16 protein-coding genes are annotated in these 14820 nt (G+C 38.5%); 7 read left to right on the plus strand and 9 right to left on the minus strand.

Translation table 11 applies throughout. The annotated features are described in order from the left end of the window. Positions 1-327: 327 nt before the first annotated feature. A complete protein-coding gene (locus AC2YHV_RS21425; RefSeq protein WP_487374091.1) occupies positions 328-600 on the minus strand; it encodes an HU family DNA-binding protein in 273 nt (90 codons plus the stop codon). A 314-nt stretch (positions 601-914) separates the two neighbouring features. Here AC2YHV_RS21425 and AC2YHV_RS21430 point away from each other — a divergent pair, with 314 nt between their 5' ends. The 6 genes from AC2YHV_RS21430 (at position 915) to AC2YHV_RS21455 (ending at position 6930) form a co-directional block, all read left to right on the plus strand. Next, positions 915-1676, plus strand: a complete 762-nt coding sequence (locus tag AC2YHV_RS21430; RefSeq protein WP_487374092.1) for an IclR family transcriptional regulator — start codon at positions 915-917, stop codon at positions 1674-1676. 17 nt (positions 1677-1693) lie between these two features. Then, on the plus strand, positions 1694-2647 hold the full coding sequence (locus AC2YHV_RS21435; protein WP_487374093.1) for a sugar kinase: 954 nt from the start codon (positions 1694-1696) through the stop codon (positions 2645-2647). 13 nt (positions 2648-2660) lie between these two features. Next, the gene (locus tag AC2YHV_RS21440) at positions 2661-3287 is read left to right on the plus strand and encodes a bifunctional 4-hydroxy-2-oxoglutarate aldolase/2-dehydro-3-deoxy-phosphogluconate aldolase (protein WP_487374094.1); all 627 of its coding nucleotides are present in this window, start codon (positions 2661-2663) and stop codon (positions 3285-3287) included. 51 nt (positions 3288-3338) lie between these two features. After that, on the plus strand, positions 3339-4487 hold the full coding sequence (gene dgoD / locus AC2YHV_RS21445; RefSeq protein ID WP_471801615.1) for a galactonate dehydratase: 1149 nt from the start codon (positions 3339-3341) through the stop codon (positions 4485-4487). Positions 4488-4518: 31 nt separating this feature from the next. Then, on the plus strand, positions 4519-5844 hold the full coding sequence (locus tag AC2YHV_RS21450) for an MFS transporter (protein WP_487374095.1): 1326 nt from the start codon (positions 4519-4521) through the stop codon (positions 5842-5844). Positions 5845-6255: 411 nt separating this feature from the next. Continuing rightward, positions 6256-6930 carry a hypothetical protein gene (locus AC2YHV_RS21455; RefSeq protein WP_487374096.1) on the plus strand — a complete coding sequence of 225 codons (675 nt, stop codon included), beginning with the start codon at positions 6256-6258 and terminating at the stop codon, positions 6928-6930. An 89-nt stretch (positions 6931-7019) separates the two neighbouring features. Here AC2YHV_RS21455 and AC2YHV_RS21460 read toward each other — a convergent pair whose 3' ends face one another. From AC2YHV_RS21460 to AC2YHV_RS21490, 7 genes are all read right to left on the minus strand, one after another. Beyond that, on the minus strand, positions 7020-7256 hold the full coding sequence (locus tag AC2YHV_RS21460; protein ID WP_487374097.1) for a TOPRIM nucleotidyl transferase/hydrolase domain-containing protein: 237 nt from the start codon (positions 7254-7256) through the stop codon (positions 7020-7022). Further along, positions 7232-7876 (minus strand): ATP-dependent nuclease, encoded by a 645-nt coding sequence (locus AC2YHV_RS21465; RefSeq protein ID WP_487374098.1) that lies wholly within the window; start codon positions 7874-7876, stop codon positions 7232-7234. Before AC2YHV_RS21465 ends, AC2YHV_RS21460 begins: the two co-directional genes overlap by 25 nt. A 240-nt stretch (positions 7877-8116) precedes the next feature. Next, complete coding sequence (locus AC2YHV_RS21470) at positions 8117-8254, minus strand: AAA family ATPase (protein ID WP_487374099.1); 138 nt, start codon at positions 8252-8254, stop codon at positions 8117-8119. 351 nt (positions 8255-8605) lie between these two features. Then, positions 8606-9943, minus strand: a complete 1338-nt coding sequence (locus AC2YHV_RS21475; protein ID WP_487374111.1) for an amino acid permease — start codon at positions 9941-9943, stop codon at positions 8606-8608. A 177-nt stretch (positions 9944-10120) separates the two neighbouring features. Next, positions 10121-10768, minus strand: a complete 648-nt coding sequence (locus AC2YHV_RS21480; protein ID WP_487374100.1) for a LysE family transporter — start codon at positions 10766-10768, stop codon at positions 10121-10123. A gap of 144 nt (positions 10769-10912) precedes the next feature. Further along, positions 10913-12145 carry an MFS transporter gene (locus AC2YHV_RS21485; RefSeq protein ID WP_487374101.1) on the minus strand — a complete coding sequence of 411 codons (1233 nt, stop codon included), beginning with the start codon at positions 12143-12145 and terminating at the stop codon, positions 10913-10915. A 494-nt stretch (positions 12146-12639) separates the two neighbouring features. After that, a complete protein-coding gene (locus AC2YHV_RS21490; RefSeq protein ID WP_487374102.1) occupies positions 12640-12780 on the minus strand; it encodes a hypothetical protein in 141 nt (46 codons plus the stop codon). Between the two features lie 83 nt (positions 12781-12863). Between AC2YHV_RS21490 and AC2YHV_RS21495 the strand changes: the two genes are divergently transcribed. Further along, positions 12864-13721, plus strand: coding sequence for a manganese catalase family protein (locus tag AC2YHV_RS21495; RefSeq protein ID WP_487374103.1), 858 nt, complete (start codon positions 12864-12866; stop codon positions 13719-13721). 151 nt (positions 13722-13872) lie between these two features. Here the strand turns inward: AC2YHV_RS21495 and AC2YHV_RS21500 are convergent, their stop codons facing one another. Beyond that, the gene (locus AC2YHV_RS21500) at positions 13873-14724 is read right to left on the minus strand and encodes a tyrosine-type recombinase/integrase (RefSeq protein ID WP_487374104.1); all 852 of its coding nucleotides are present in this window, start codon (positions 14722-14724) and stop codon (positions 13873-13875) included. Positions 14725-14820: the final 96 nt, after the last annotated feature.

Here is a 14820-nt window from a genome sequence, read left to right on the forward strand (position 1 = left end):
AATTAATCCCTTAATCTTACGGTTTCCGTCTCGTTCGGTATGGCGGCAGTAGCCGTAAATGGTACAGGAACCTACGGAATGTAGGCGAATCATGAGCCGTACAGTTCGTCGTTATCGAACCATTTAATGCCGAAGCGACACGTACAGAATGTCAAAAGGTGTTCTTTACTTTTTGTACAGACTGTAGTGCTAGCCGCACGAAGTAGATTCAAAATGCTCTAACGCTTGTGTAATCCTAGGCGAAAGTAAAAACCTACCTTTTCATAAAGAAAAAACACTTTTGAGAAAGGCTCACCCCAAAGTGTTTTATATTAAATTACTATACTATTATTTAACTGCCTCTTTTAATTCCTTACCTGGTTTAAAGGCAGGAACTTTGGAAGCTGCAATTTGTATTTCTTCTCCTGTTTGTGGGTTTCTACCCGTTCGAGCTGCTCGGTCTCGCACTTCAAATGTGCCAAATCCAACTAGTTGGATTTTTTCCTCTTTAGCGAGAGTATTGGAGATCGTTTCAAACAATACATCGACTGCTTTTTTCGCGTCTCCCTTTGTTAGATCAGCCTGTGTTGCCACAGTATTTACTAATTCCGTTTTGTTCATAGTCAAGCACCCTTTCCTTTATTCTTATTTAATATGTAGAGATGACAACATAACATAACATATCATCTATGCGCCTGTCACTTGGTAAGATCAGATAAATGGAAGCTAAATCCCTTTAATTATTGCTAATAATAGCACTTTGGCGAAAGTCGATATCAGTATTATTCTTAACGGGTTTATCATTCTTAAAATTTCAATTTTTTGAAAAATAAAAATTTTAATCTTGATATTTAATATCCCTATGATAATATTAAATTATCAAATCATATATAGGATATTAAATCATATATGTGATTTAAAGGGAGAGTAAACAAATGTCCGTTAAATCTGCAGAAAGAGTTTTAAGAGTGTTTGAATTATTAAGCCAGGCGCAGCATGGTTTAACCATCAAGGAAATTAGTGAATCCTTGTCTTTTCCACAAAGCAGTACTTCTGGTCTCATTAGAACGTTGTTAAATGAGGGGTATCTCTCCCTCGATTCCTATAATAAATATAAGTTAGGACCAAAGCTGATTCAAATTGGTAGCGCGGCTATGGATTCGTTGGATATTTCCTCTCAAGGCTTGCCTTATTTAAAAAAATTGATGGAGAATGTTCAAGAAACGGTATTCATGGCGGTGTTATCAGAGAATGAACTGGTTTATGTTGCGAAAATTGATAACAACCGTTCTATTCGTACTACCGCACAGCCTGGAAGTCAAAAACCCTTATATTGCACAGGTCTCGGAAAGGCTTTTTTAGCCTTTTTACCTCAGCAACAAAGGAATACTATCCTGGATAGTCTTGAATTGCGCCCTATCACCGAGCACACCATCACAGACAAAAAGCGGCTTGAACAGCAGCTAACATTGTTTAATGAGCTTGGTTATTCGATAGATGATGAGGAAAATGAAGATGGTTTATACTGTCTGGCTGCTCCGATTTATGGAACCAACCATACTATTCAAGCAGCCATCAGTGTTGCAGGTCCAAAGGATAGGATGACTAAGCAAAAGGATTTTATCGTAGGAAAATTGATTACCACCGCAAAAGATGTTGCAACCAGTATTGGAAATGCAGGGAATAGTCAGTTTTAATGAAACGAGGTGTTCACATGGATGTTGTAAGTTTAGGGGAAACGATGATCTTATTTTCTGCTGAAGAAACAGGTCAATTACGATACAACCGGAATTTCACTTCAAGAGTTGCCGGTGCTGAAACAAATACACTTATTGGATTAGCGAAGCTTGGCTATCAAACGGGCTGGATGAGCAGAGTTGGCAAGGATGAGCTTGGAAAACGTATTCTTTCAAGAATACGGGGAGAGGGCGTGGACACTTCTTTTGTAAAAGAAGATGAAAGCGCACCCACGGGTTTGTTTTTAAGAGAAAGAACAACTATCAATAGTTCAAGAGTCTTCTATTACCGAAATCAATCTGCTGCCAGTAAAATGGTCCCTGAAGATATGGAAGAAAGCTATATAGCCAAAGCAAAGTTCCTATATCTTACTGGAATAACACCTGCACTTAGTGATTCTTGTAAAAATACTGTTTTACATGCAATAGAGCTTGCCAAGAAAAATGGTCAAAAAATCGTATTTGACCCCAATGTACGAAAGACGCTTCTTGATGATAAGACAGGTAGAGAAACGTTATTGGAAATAGCAGCAAAGTCCGATATCATTCTTCCAGGAATCTCGGAAGGATACTACTTATTCAAGTCAACAGATTGTGAACAGATAGCGAGAGAATGTAAACAATTAGGTGCTGAAATAGTAATAGTGAAGCTAGGAGAAAAGGGGGCCTACTATTCCACTTCTGATACTTCTGGTTATGTTCAGCCTTATCAGGTCGCAACGGTAATCGATCCTATTGGAGCTGGCGATGGATTCGCTGCCGGCGTATTATCCGGGATATTGGATGAAATACCTATTCATGAAGCGGTAAAACGTGGTTGTGCGATAGGCGCAATTGTTACAACTGTAAATGGTGATATTGAAGGGCTTCCAGATAAAGAAACACTTGAAAAATATATGAACCAAACCAATAAAGAGGATGTAATCCGTTAAAGGAGTGTTCAGAATGAATACGCTTACTCGTATTTTTGAAAATAAAATCATATCCATTGTCCGAGGGGCAAAGCCAGAGGATACATTAAAAATTGCAAAGGCTTTACGGGATGGTGGTATCAGATTAATTGAGATCACACTTAACTCTCCTAATGCTCTAGAATCTATTGAACTAATTTCTAAAGAACTTGGCGAGGAAATGGTGGTGGGCGCTGGTACGGTATTAGACCCTGAAACAGCCCGGGCAGCCCTCCTCGCAGGTTCAAAATTTATCTTATCTCCAACCGTACATCTAGAAACCATTAAAATGACGAAAAGATATGGTGCAGTTAGTATACCAGGAGCTTTCACCCCTACAGAAATTCTAACAGCATATGAAAATGGAGGAGATATTATCAAGGTTTTCCCGGCAAGTGTCGGTCCAAATTATTTTAGGGATATTCGTGGTCCGTTATCTCATATCCCTCTTTTACCTACAGGGGGAGTTACTTTAGACAATATAGCCGAGTTCCAAAAAGCTGGAGTAGTTGGTTTCGGAATTGGCAGCTCGCTTGTCGACGCAAAACAGGAAGTAAATGAAAGGTACTTAATGGAATTGACGCAAAAAGCAAGATCATTTGTTTCTGCTATTCGATCTTAAAAAAATAGAGGTCTATCAATCACCCATAAAACTACTAAGGAGAGATTTAGTATGAAAATTAAAAGCTATGAATTATTCCAAGTACCACCTCGTTGGTTATTTTTAAAAATAGAAACAGATGAAGGCATTGTTGGCTGGGGAGAACCCGTAATTGAAGGAAAAGCGGCAACGGTTAAAGCTGCAGTTGATGAATTAATGGAAAATCTAATTGGTAAAGATCCACTTAATATTGAAGATCATTGGAATCTCATGTACAGAGCAGGATTCTATCGTGGAGGCCCAATCTTAATGAGTGCGATTTCCGGGATTGATCAAGCTCTTTGGGATATCAAAGGGAAATATTATAACGCCCCGGTCCACCAACTTCTTGGAGGAAAAGCCAGAGATTCTATTAAGGTTTATTCTTGGATCGGTGGAGACCGTCCTTCTGATGTTGGTGAAGCAGCTAAGGAAGTGGTATCTAAGGGATTCACAGCGGTTAAAATGAATGGGACTGAGGAACTCCAATATGTGGACTCCTATGAAAAAATTGATCAGGTGATAGAGCGAATTGCTGCTGTACGTGAATCCGTAGGTCCACATATTGGAATCGGAATTGACTTTCACGGAAGGGTTCATAAACCAATGGCCAAAATCCTTGTAAAAGAACTGGAAGCATACAGACCGATGTTCATTGAAGAGCCTGTATTACCTGAGAATAATGAAGCTTTACGGGATATTGTGAATCATACTGCGATTCCGATTGCAACCGGTGAAAGAATGTACTCTAAGTGGGATTTTAAAAAGCTCCTTACAGATGGATATGCCGATATTATTCAGCCTGATTTATCGCATGCTGGGGGAATAACAGAATGTAAGAAAATCATCTCAATGGCTGAGGCCTTTGATGTGGCAGCTGCTCCTCATTGTCCTTTAGGACCGATTGCTTTGGCAGCCTGCCTACAAGTGGATGCTACATGCCATAATGCATTTATCCAAGAACAAAGCCTAGGCATTCATTATAACCAAGGTAGTGATTTGCTGGATTACATAGTTGATAATCAAGTATTCAAATACGAGGAAGGCTATGTGAAGATTCCGGATGGGGCAGGACTGGGAATCGAGATAAATGAGGACCATGTGAGAAAAATGACGGAGATTGGTCATAATTGGAGAAACCCTGTTTGGAGACACAAAGACGGTAGTATCGCGGAGTGGTAAAAGAAAATCCCAAATGAAAAAGGTGAGTACAGTGAATAAGAAAATGACAAAAGTTCGTTACAGAATTGTAATGATGCTATTTTTCACCGTAATTATTAACTACATGGATCGAAGCAATATTTCCATAGCAGCACCTTTTATTTCAAAAGAACTAGGATTGGATTCCGTAAGTATGGGGTTAATCTTTTCTGCGTTCGGCTGGACTTATTGTGCCTTGCAGATTCCAGGCGGGTGGATTTTAGAAAAACTAGGGAATCGTAGAACTCACGCATACGGAATTGCGGGTTTTTCCATCGCAACGCTTCTACAGGGATTTGTAAGCGGGTTTTCAGGGTTTTTCTTGTTGCGGATCGGGCTTGGGGCGTTCGAAGCTCCTGCCTTCCCGACCAACAGTAAGGTTGCGGCTAGCTGGTTTCCAGAAAATGAACGAGCAAGAGCCATCTCCATCTACACATCTGGTCAATTTGTAGGACTGGCTTTTTTAACTCCAACCTTAGTGTTTCTCCAGCAGTCGGTAGGCTGGCGAGGGCTTTTCATTATAACAGGTATCATAGGGGTTGCTTGGTCCATTTTATGGTATGTTTTATATAGAGATCCACAGCATAGTAAGAGCATTAACAAGGCTGAAATGGATTATATCAAAAAAGGTGGAGCTATCGTTGAATCTTATTCTGGAAATGATGATTCACCTGTTAGAAAAATAGGTAAAAAAGATTTCTTGGCTGTTCTGACAAGCAGAAAACTATGGGGAATATATATAGGACAGTTTGCAGTAGCTTCCACACTATGGTTTTTCTTAACATGGTTCCCTACTTACCTTGTTGAATACAGAGGCTTAACATTCATTAAGTCTGGTCTTCTGGCTTCCCTACCATTCTTAGCGGCATTTGTCGGAGTTTTACTCGCAGGCTTCCTATCTGATTTCCTTGTTAAAAAAGGAGTATCTGCAGATATTGCAAGGAAAGTCCCAGTAATATCAGGATTATTGCTTTCCACTTCAATCATTGGTGCGAATTTTGTTGACAATACTAATCTAGTTATTTTATTCATGTGTATTGCCTTTTTTGGAAACGGTTTCGCATCAATCACCTGGGTGTTTGTTTCATTGCTTGCTCCAAAAAGGCTGATTGGGATTGCTGGAGGTACTTTCAATTTCATTGGTGGTACAGCATCAATTATTATACCGATTGTGATCGGCTTCCTTGCCAAGGGTGGTGATTTTGCTCCTGCACTTACCTTTATTGCTTGTATAACCTTTGCTGGAGCCCTGTCATACATTTTCTTGGTTGGTAAAATCGAAAGGGTTCAGGATTATGCTGATTTAAATTCACCGAATAATAAGAAGTTATCGGGCTAATGATGAATACGTAGAATACCTAAACAAACAACACAGCAGTGCATCCTGTAATTGGGATTACTGCTGTGTTGTTTGTAGTTAATATTATATGATGGATAAAAGCACCTTAAAGTTTATTATTATTTTCTTTGAATTTCCTTAAATTAGTAAAAATACTATTATTCAACTTTAATAATGACTAACTGATGGTATAATTGCAATAAGTTGCAGCAAAAGCTGTTGGTAGTGCCCCTATTAGATTTATAAAAGACAAGCAGTTCAAGTTATTAAACTAAACATCTAATAAATGTTAATCATTGTAAGGTAGGTTGAAAGTTAAATTTTTACATAATGTAATAAGATAGAAGGTGGGCCGGACAAAGTTCTTAGTAGTAATTAGTTACTATGATCAATTAATTAGGAGGGAATAAGTTGGATTTTTATAACAATCCATTTTTCAATCTAACAAATATGATATCACAGCTCTCTGATGATAAATTTCACGAGCTTAACTCTAAATTTATTGATACTACTGGTTATGCAGAGATTTTGACAGATTTAGGGGAAGAGTATATAAAGTTTGCATATGAGATTTATACGGCAAAAACACCCATTGATAATATTAACGCTTATTACCGAGAAATCAAATTCCCAACGTTAGGAGATTCTTACAAGGTAGTATGGAATGTCGATAAAGCCACTCAAATTATAAAAAGAGAGAAAATGAATACATCATTAATGAATATCAATGAGTTTCATATACCATTTGACGAATTAGATAAAAAGGTTTTAGAAAGTGCCATTCATAATAAAAAGCCTGCTATAGCTGTTCACCTTCCAGCTCTAGACTTTACTAACATGGGGAAAATTTTAATAGATGGCTCTCATAGAACAGCAGCAAAACTAAAGCAGGCTAATGCAAAGAAGAATATAAATCCTAAAATTAAAGCTTATGTTTTTGATGAAGAATTATGTTATGAATGTATGTCTCATGAATTTTTTAGAGTATTAACAAAAGTCCACTATAATTTAGGTTGTATTGGAAAAGCAGAAATGGACGGAACTGCTCCTAATGAGGTTATAGGAAATCTCTATACAATTAAGTAAGATTACTGTTTGTTAGCTTTTTTGGATGTTGAAAAAGATTAATTATCTCTTTGGTTTTGAGCAATATTTTGGACACTAAAAAGTTAATCTTAAGCTATATTTCTCTCAATTAACTTCAAAGCAATTACCTCTGTATCTCCTTCTACTAATATGACATTTTCAGCGAAAAATATTTCATTAACATAAGGATTGAATTTTAATAATGCTTGAATCTTGTCTTTCTCTTGAGATGGCAATCCAAAAATATCTGAATTTACCTGGTGTGCAAATACATTTTTCTCATTATCTAAAGATAGCTTAGCTAAAGTTCTATTTGAACGTGACAAATCAATAAATTAGGAGAATGCGACGTTCCCAAGACTTGAAAAAACCCTTCATCTGCCAAAGAATATAGTGTGTCTTTAAATACTCTAGCAAGGTGAGGGTGCAGATAAAGCTCTGGTTCTTCAATAGCTATAATTAGTGGTCTCCCGACTCCCTTTTCTTCAGATCGATATTTTTTACTATACATCTTAAACCCTTTAAGTATAGATAGTATAAATGTACGCTGAACACCACTCCCTTGATGATCTAACAAAGTTTCCAAGCCATTATAGTCAAAGTTAGGCTTTAAAGAAGTACCAACAATTTCATCCAAAGGATTTATATCGACATTAAACTTTATTTTAGTTTCCGTCACCTCTTTTAGAAATCCTTGAACTTCTTTTTCGAAATATTTAATCTGATCATTATCGTGTGCATTTATTTTATCTTGCAAAAGTTCAGTTTTTGCCTGTGCTTCCTTATACTCATCTAAATTTTTTATAACATCTTTATAAAGCGTAGACAAAGTTTTCATGTATGGAGATGTATCCTTAATATCGTCACTTGCATTTTTCACAGCAGGAATATAAATAATCTCAGGAAATACATTTAAAAAATGCGTGCCACCTTTTCCTCCTCCCATTTTACCTTCCCAATGTTCTTCGTATCATGTTCCTCATTACCACTTAACTTAGATACTCTTTCAACGTCACTGTCAAACTTATAAATTGATCTAACAATAAATTTGCCTGTTGGCTCGTGTATTGACTTCTTAAGTCCGTGCATTTCTATTTCCTCTGGCGTTAAATTTTCAAATGTAGCATGAAAACTAATTGGTTCAGAGGTAATATGTCTGTGATAAAGATCCTTCTTTAGTTTTTTTTCACTCGAAGAATAATGCTTGAAGCACTGTACTTTTACTACAATTATTCGGACCGATAATAAGTGAAATATTTTCGATGTTTAAGCTAAGTTCCTTTATTCCTTTATAATTTCTAATCGTTATCTTTGTTAATTTCATTGTTCTTCCTCCTAAACTTTTCTTATTTGGTTAAACAAATAACACCTCATTAAGTTCATGAAAAAATAACGTCCCTAATTTTAAAAAAAGTCGAAACCTCTGCTATAATGGTTTCGACTTTTTCTATTTATTTCCTTTTTCTTTTATTTTTACCGGCATGAAGCATTCTAAGCTGTAATTTTTACGAAACTAAAAAAGCCTTTACGACTGGAAAATAGACTTTTTGACGAGTTTCTTCTATATTAAAATCCCTCCCAGATATACTGTTTAAGAACATTTTATCATGCTCTCTTTTTACTGTGTCTACTTGTAGGGGATAAAACCAACTGCATATAGTCGCGTTCCCTTTTTTCAATCAAGTTCAGATTTACTGGCTTTTGCGGCCATCGCCTTGTTCTTATTCCAAACCTTGTATTTCATGAAAACGGCGGCAAGACCGATGATCACGATGAATAAAAGGCTGATGAAAAAACCTGGACGTATTTCTTTTTCAAGCAGAGTGCCGCTGACCGCTGCTAAAATTAAAAGAAGTCCGAAAACGGCCGTAATCTTACTCCAAATCTTATTCTCCAAGATTTTGAATGAAGAAAGAATGATGAATGCCCAGTTATACAAAAGTAATATTCCAGCAGATGTTGTAATGTATTCATAAATCTTGCCTGGCAGGAGCAAGGCAGTGATGATTGATCCTAATAGTCCTAAGGCTCCAAGACCCAGTGAAGGCAGTGGAAGGTCCTTGAATTTCCTGATCTTTTGCATAAATAATGAGGGTGCATTCCCGTCATTGGAGAGCGTTACCAATAGATTGGTTACACCAAACAGTGAAGCGGTCATCGTCGAGAAACCGGCAATGATGATCGCACCATTAAAAACGTGCGGGAAAAATGCCAGGTGATAACTGTCCAATGCCGAAACGAATGGACTTTCTTTTTCACTGAATGCCCCTAACGAAATCATGGTTACGGCTAACCCCAATGAAACCACATAAATGATGGTAAGAACCAAGAGCATGATCGTCCCTGCCTTTGGCGCATCTTCCTTCTTTTTAAGCTGCATCGCCATCAGTCCAATGACCTCAATGCCGCCAAACGCATAAAAGGCATAGATAAGTGATGTCCAAAACCCTTTTAGGCCTTTTGGGAATAACTCATTGAACTTATTCGGAAAGGATGGCGGTTTCCCTCCATCAAGACCAAACCAGCCGAAAACGGCACATATGGCTAAAATGATAAACATTACGATTGCTGCTGTCTTAATTACCGCAAGGATATTTTCCACCCTGTCGAACCCTTTTGTACCCAGCAGTACCACCACGATTGAAACTATTGCAAAACCGGATGCAAATAGCCACAGCGGTACTTTCGGGAACCAAAATTGAGATAATAGCGAAAGCGCAGTAAGCTGGCTTCCCATGATCAATATATTGGAGGACCAATAATTCCAGCCACAGCTAAAGCCAGCCCATCGTCCAAATGCTTTATTGGCATAATAACAAAAAGAACCCTCTTGAGGATCGGCAGCCGTCATCTTGGCAAGCAGATTATAAACGATGTAGGTACCTAGTGCAGCCAATACAAATGAAAATACAATGGATGGCCCCGTCGTTTTAATCCCTATGGTCGATCCGAGGAAATACCCCGTCCCGATCGTACAGCCTACACCGACCAATGATAGCTGCCACCATTTCATATTGCCTTGTTGTTCACCTGATGCATTAGAATCTTGGACAGCCTTCCCTTTCGCTGAACTGCAATTGGCTTTTGTCGTCATGACATTACCCCCTCCTTCCATCATTCATAGTGTTGATAATGCCACAATGAAATATGCAAGGAAGAAGTTTTCAAATACCCTACCTTATGTAATAAACTAAAGCATCCTGCTTGATGATATGATGGCAGAAATACCTTGATAAGCAAAATAAACCCCAAAACCTACCAATGATAATCCAGAGATGATCGAAATGGCCATTAAGCTTTTTTCATTTAATAACCTGCGAAATCCATTCGTTAATGCCGCTACAAAAAAATCCCAACAGGTAAGTCCAAGGAAGATCATCCCGCTATAAAGGAAAAGTTGTGATGTCCCATAACTTGAAGCTGTTTTAGCTAAAATAGATCCATATATCCCCAACCAAAATAAAATGGATAATGGACTGGTCACAGACATAATGAACCCAGTCAAAAAACAGGAAAGTAAAGAATCTTTATTCCGATATTCATTTAATAATATCGTGTTAACCCGTAAAACACTTTCGACACCAGAATAAATAAGCACGAATCCCCCAAAAAGCCATAGAAAAATCTGGACAATCGGAATTTCTAAAAACCGTACCATACCTATATACACTAAAATCATGAACAAGGCATCTGCAATCATCGACCCTGCCCCAACGATCCAGGCATGCCAAAACCCGTTCTTGATTCCTTTATCGATACGAGCAGAGTTCACCGGACCGATCGGTGCTGCAAGGGTAAGTCCCAAGAAAAAGTAACTCAGCAGTAAATGTACACTCAAAAAGCATCACTCCTTTGAGCTAGTTCATGACTTGTACATTTTATGTGACAACCTACTGCCTATAACCACATGCAAAAAAAATTTTCCCGATTACAAAAAAGCCGTGGGAAAGCCCGGCTTTTTTGGGGGATTTCTATAGACCTTTTAGGCAGTAGCTTCTTTTTTGTCTGAACTAAAGAATTTCATAACAATCAAAACGATGCCTATACCAATGATCCCTGAAATGATATAGGTCAAATTGATATGATTTTTCATGACAAGGGACATGACCGGAGGGCCTGCCGCAACTCCGATGAACCTTGATGACATATAGAAGGAGGTAATTGTCCCCCGCTGTTCCTTTTTTATATTTTGAGTGATGATTGCGTCGAGTGTCGGCAATAACGCACCAATTGCTATGCCAACCAAACTCGTTACGAGTAATAAAAGGAAAACCTTATTTTTTGTAAAACCGACAAATACAAGGCTGATGGAAAGGACTGCTATACTGATCATGATGATCTTTTTCATGATTGGTAATTCACCCTTGATTTTTTTCCCGGCAACATAAGAAGATACACAAAGGAAAAACAGCGGGATCGCTATCACTAAACCTTTTTTAACTCCATGCAAATCATGGATTTTTTCCAGATTATCAGACAAAAAGAAAAGAACACCGAACAAAACCAACATGACAAATACACCAATCAGGAAAACCGTATATAACCATTTTCCTTCCTGCTTGAATATTTTTTTCGTATCATGCCAGAATTCTTTGAATTTCTTCGGCTCTTCCTTCTCCTTAGGTACCTTTATAAAGAAAAAGACCAAGACAATAGATATTAAACTGAAGAATGAAATCGAGAAGAATGGTAAAAACCAGATAAATGCAGCAAACAGGGAACCCAATATCGGACTCAGTACTTTCCCAAATGTATTCGAGGTTTCTATAATTCCTAAACACGAACTGGTTTTTTCATCATCATCTTTGTATAGATCCCCCACTAGAGGCAAAATGATGGGCGAGGCCCCAGACGCCCCAATCCCCTGCAATACCCTCCCAATGATGATCCACGTGTATGGATTTTCCATTTTCCATGAAGCATAACCTGCGATCAAGCCGCCGATAAGAGCTAGGATCAGGCTTGGCAGAATCACCATTTTCCGTCCAAATCGATCTGATAAATAACCAGCTATGGGAATTAAAAAGATGGATGCAACGGAATAGCTTGTTATCACCATGCTTGATTGAAATGAAGATATTCCCACCTTTTCCTCGAAAATGGGCAAAACCGGGATAAGCATTGAATTTCCGAGTGTCATCACCAATGGAATCGATGCCATACTGATCAGGCACCACACGCTTACATCTTTATTTTGCTTCTCATGACCTTCCATACTTACACTCCTCATCCATTATAAAAGCAACTTATTGCATATAAGGAACCATTTGTGAAATCAATTTGTTTTGCATCATTTTTTAAATGTCTTCAATTATTATGTTATAGCGCTTAAAGATTTATTCAGTAGCGCTTTACCCAAAACTATCCCTTATGTCCATTAAAACGAAAAAACCCATTCTATTTTAAGAATGGGTCAGACTGGTAGACAAACTCGATAATAATTCATTTTGCCAACAATGTTTTTGAAGGTTTGTAAAATTCGAACGTTTCCTCAAGGCACTGCTTTCCGCGGACGGAAGCCCTAGGCGCTCATTGCGTCTGCGGGGTCTCCCTTGGACACGCTTTTCCCCAAGAGTGTCGTACCCATAAACTTTAGAAGTTAAGAATCGCTCCAAACCATTGTTCCTTGATCGCTTGGATGATTATCGTAACTCGATAGCCTTACCTGTCGAATCCTCCAGGCTTCTTCTTAAATCGTATTTGCCTGAATCATTTAATCGCTCTTTCCAACTCTTGCTTCGTTTGCTGCAATTGCTGTTGAAATTCTTTTAACTGCTGATTGGATAGCATGTGCAACATCCTTTCAAAAACATTCTTCCCTTTAGTATTTCTCTCTTCCCGCCATTCCATAAAAGTACTTTTCACCTTAGGAATAATATAATACAGATAACAGAAGCTAACTTAGAAATATCAATTTCAAGGAGGGCTTCCATTTGTATTTCTATAAAGAAGATTTAATCAATATGATCGTTCCCGATAAGCCTGATCCGCATGCAGCAAAAGTACTTCAGGAAACACTCGGAGGGCAATTCGGTGAAATGCGGACGATGATGCAGTATTCTTTCCAAAGCGCCAATTTCCGTGGCAAGGCTAAACAATATCGTGATTTACTCCGTGGTGTTTTCTTGGAAGAAATCAGCCACGTTGAACTTGTCCAATCAACCATCAACCAGCTGCTGAATGGAGCTGGCGGGGATATGCCTGGAGATGTCGCAACCGACGGCGCCCCATTGGATGAAGTCATCAAAGGCGGCGCAAACCCTCACCATTTCATCATCGGAGCAAAAGCCTCCCTGCCTGTCGATGCTGGCGGCAATCCATGGAATGGATCATGGGTTTATGATCACGGTAATCTTGTGGCAAACCTTTTGAACAATGTCATGCTTGAATCTACTGGTGTCCTGCAAAAGTCCAGGATTTATGAAATGAGTTCCAATAAAACAATGCGTGAAACACTGGCATTTTTAATGGTTCGCGACAATGCCCACCAAAATGCATTTGCCAAGGCATTGGAAACGCTTGGTGTCGACTGGGGAAAAATCTTCCCTGTACCCAATTATGATTTGAACAAATATCCTGAATGCCGCAAATATGTGGATTTAGGCTACCATAATGCCCAATTCAACTTCAGATTGGATCAAACTCAAATCAGCGAAATTTTCCAAGGGGAGACACCGAGCCGAAATGGTGGAAACCTTACTGTTACCGAGCCGCCAAAAGGATTCCCGGTTCCCGAAATGCCGGATATGCCAAATGAACATAGCCCCGGCTTGAGTGATTTGAACAATTAAAAAAAGGCGGGCACATCTTAAATTGTTTCTTTCTTCTATTTGGACACAATAAAAAAGACACTGTTTCCCTTAATTTTTATTGGGAGCAGTGTCTTTTTTAATATCCTCTAAGAAGGAAATACTATTAGAAAAGGATTTTACCAAAGGGCCCTTATAAATTATCAAAAGTATTTTCAATGGCTAATTCCAATTCTTCTCTTCCTTCTCCTATATAACGTTTGGTCATGTTCAAATCTTTATGCCCCATCAATTTTGAAACGGTTTGAAGGTCTATCCCCTTATCGATTAATGTTTGGCAAAACGTATTCCGCAGCTTATGGGGAGTCGCATTATATTTAGTCAGCATATATTGCACGGACCTTGGCGTGATGCGCTGATTCACACTGGATATGAAGATGGCCTCCGTTTCCATATTTAGAAATTCCTTGTATGCCTTGATCTTTTCACTGGCAGTTATGGAAAGTGGAATCTTCCTGTCTATATCACCCTTTGAATCCCGGATGAGGATATATTCCCTTTCTCCCTCTTTTTGGATGTCGCTATGGTTCAAATCACAAAGTTCGGACACCCGGATCCCCGTATGAATCATTGTGTAGACAATGGCAATATTCCTGAAATGCCCAGAGGCCTCGATTTCTTTTAGGAGAGCAGCTTGCTCAAGCATGTTCAGGACTTTTGGCGGATCTTCTTTCTTTTCCTTTGCTTTACGATCGATGTTGAGGACGATTTCGGGTTTTTCAAGGAACCTGGAAAACATGGTAATGGCAGAATAATGCTTTTCAATCGTTCCTGCACTCTTGTTTGACTGTTCCATATCGTCTAAATAGGTTTGCACGTGGGATTTTTCAATTTCTACCGCTTCACCTTTAAACCATTGAAGAAGCTGGGAGATAACTCCCACATAGGTTTTAATCGTACCATCGGATTTATTTTGACCCATTAACCATTCCGCAAAAGAATGAAGAATTTGTTTATTGTCCAGGATTTCTTCTTTACCGGTCATCGAGAAGCCCCCTACCAAAATCATGCTATTTTTAAGCCTTTTCAACGAATAGTTGAAATTATACAAAAAAACCTTAGGATAATCCTAAGGTTTAGA

This window comes from Peribacillus sp. SRI_006 (assembly GCF_057586375.1).

Excerpts from the sequence above, each read along its gene's own strand:
- AC2YHV_RS21425 (WP_487374091.1), bottom strand. The coding sequence starts at position 600 with ATGAACAAAACGGAATTAGTAAATACTGTGGCAACACAGGCTGATCTA.
- AC2YHV_RS21430 (WP_487374092.1), top strand. The coding sequence starts at position 915 with ATGTCCGTTAAATCTGCAGAAAGAGTTTTAAGAGTGTTTGAATTATTA.
- AC2YHV_RS21435 (WP_487374093.1), top strand. The coding sequence starts at position 1,694 with ATGGATGTTGTAAGTTTAGGGGAAACGATGATCTTATTTTCTGCTGAA.
- AC2YHV_RS21440 (WP_487374094.1), top strand. The coding sequence starts at position 2,661 with ATGAATACGCTTACTCGTATTTTTGAAAATAAAATCATATCCATTGTC.
- dgoD (WP_471801615.1), top strand. The coding sequence starts at position 3,339 with ATGAAAATTAAAAGCTATGAATTATTCCAAGTACCACCTCGTTGGTTA.
- AC2YHV_RS21465 (WP_487374098.1), bottom strand. The coding sequence starts at position 7,876 with ATGGGAGGAGGAAAAGGTGGCACGCATTTTTTAAATGTATTTCCTGAG.
- AC2YHV_RS21470 (WP_487374099.1), bottom strand. The coding sequence starts at position 8,254 with ATGAAATTAACAAAGATAACGATTAGAAATTATAAAGGAATAAAGGAA.
- AC2YHV_RS21475 (WP_487374111.1), bottom strand. The coding sequence starts at position 9,943 with ATGAAATGGTGGCAGCTATCATTGGTCGGTGTAGGCTGTACGATCGGG.
- AC2YHV_RS21485 (WP_487374101.1), bottom strand. The coding sequence starts at position 12,145 with ATGGAAGGTCATGAGAAGCAAAATAAAGATGTAAGCGTGTGGTGCCTG.
- AC2YHV_RS21490 (WP_487374102.1), bottom strand. The coding sequence starts at position 12,780 with ATGGAATGGCGGGAAGAGAGAAATACTAAAGGGAAGAATGTTTTTGAA.
- AC2YHV_RS21500 (WP_487374104.1), bottom strand. The coding sequence starts at position 14,724 with ATGACCGGTAAAGAAGAAATCCTGGACAATAAACAAATTCTTCATTCT.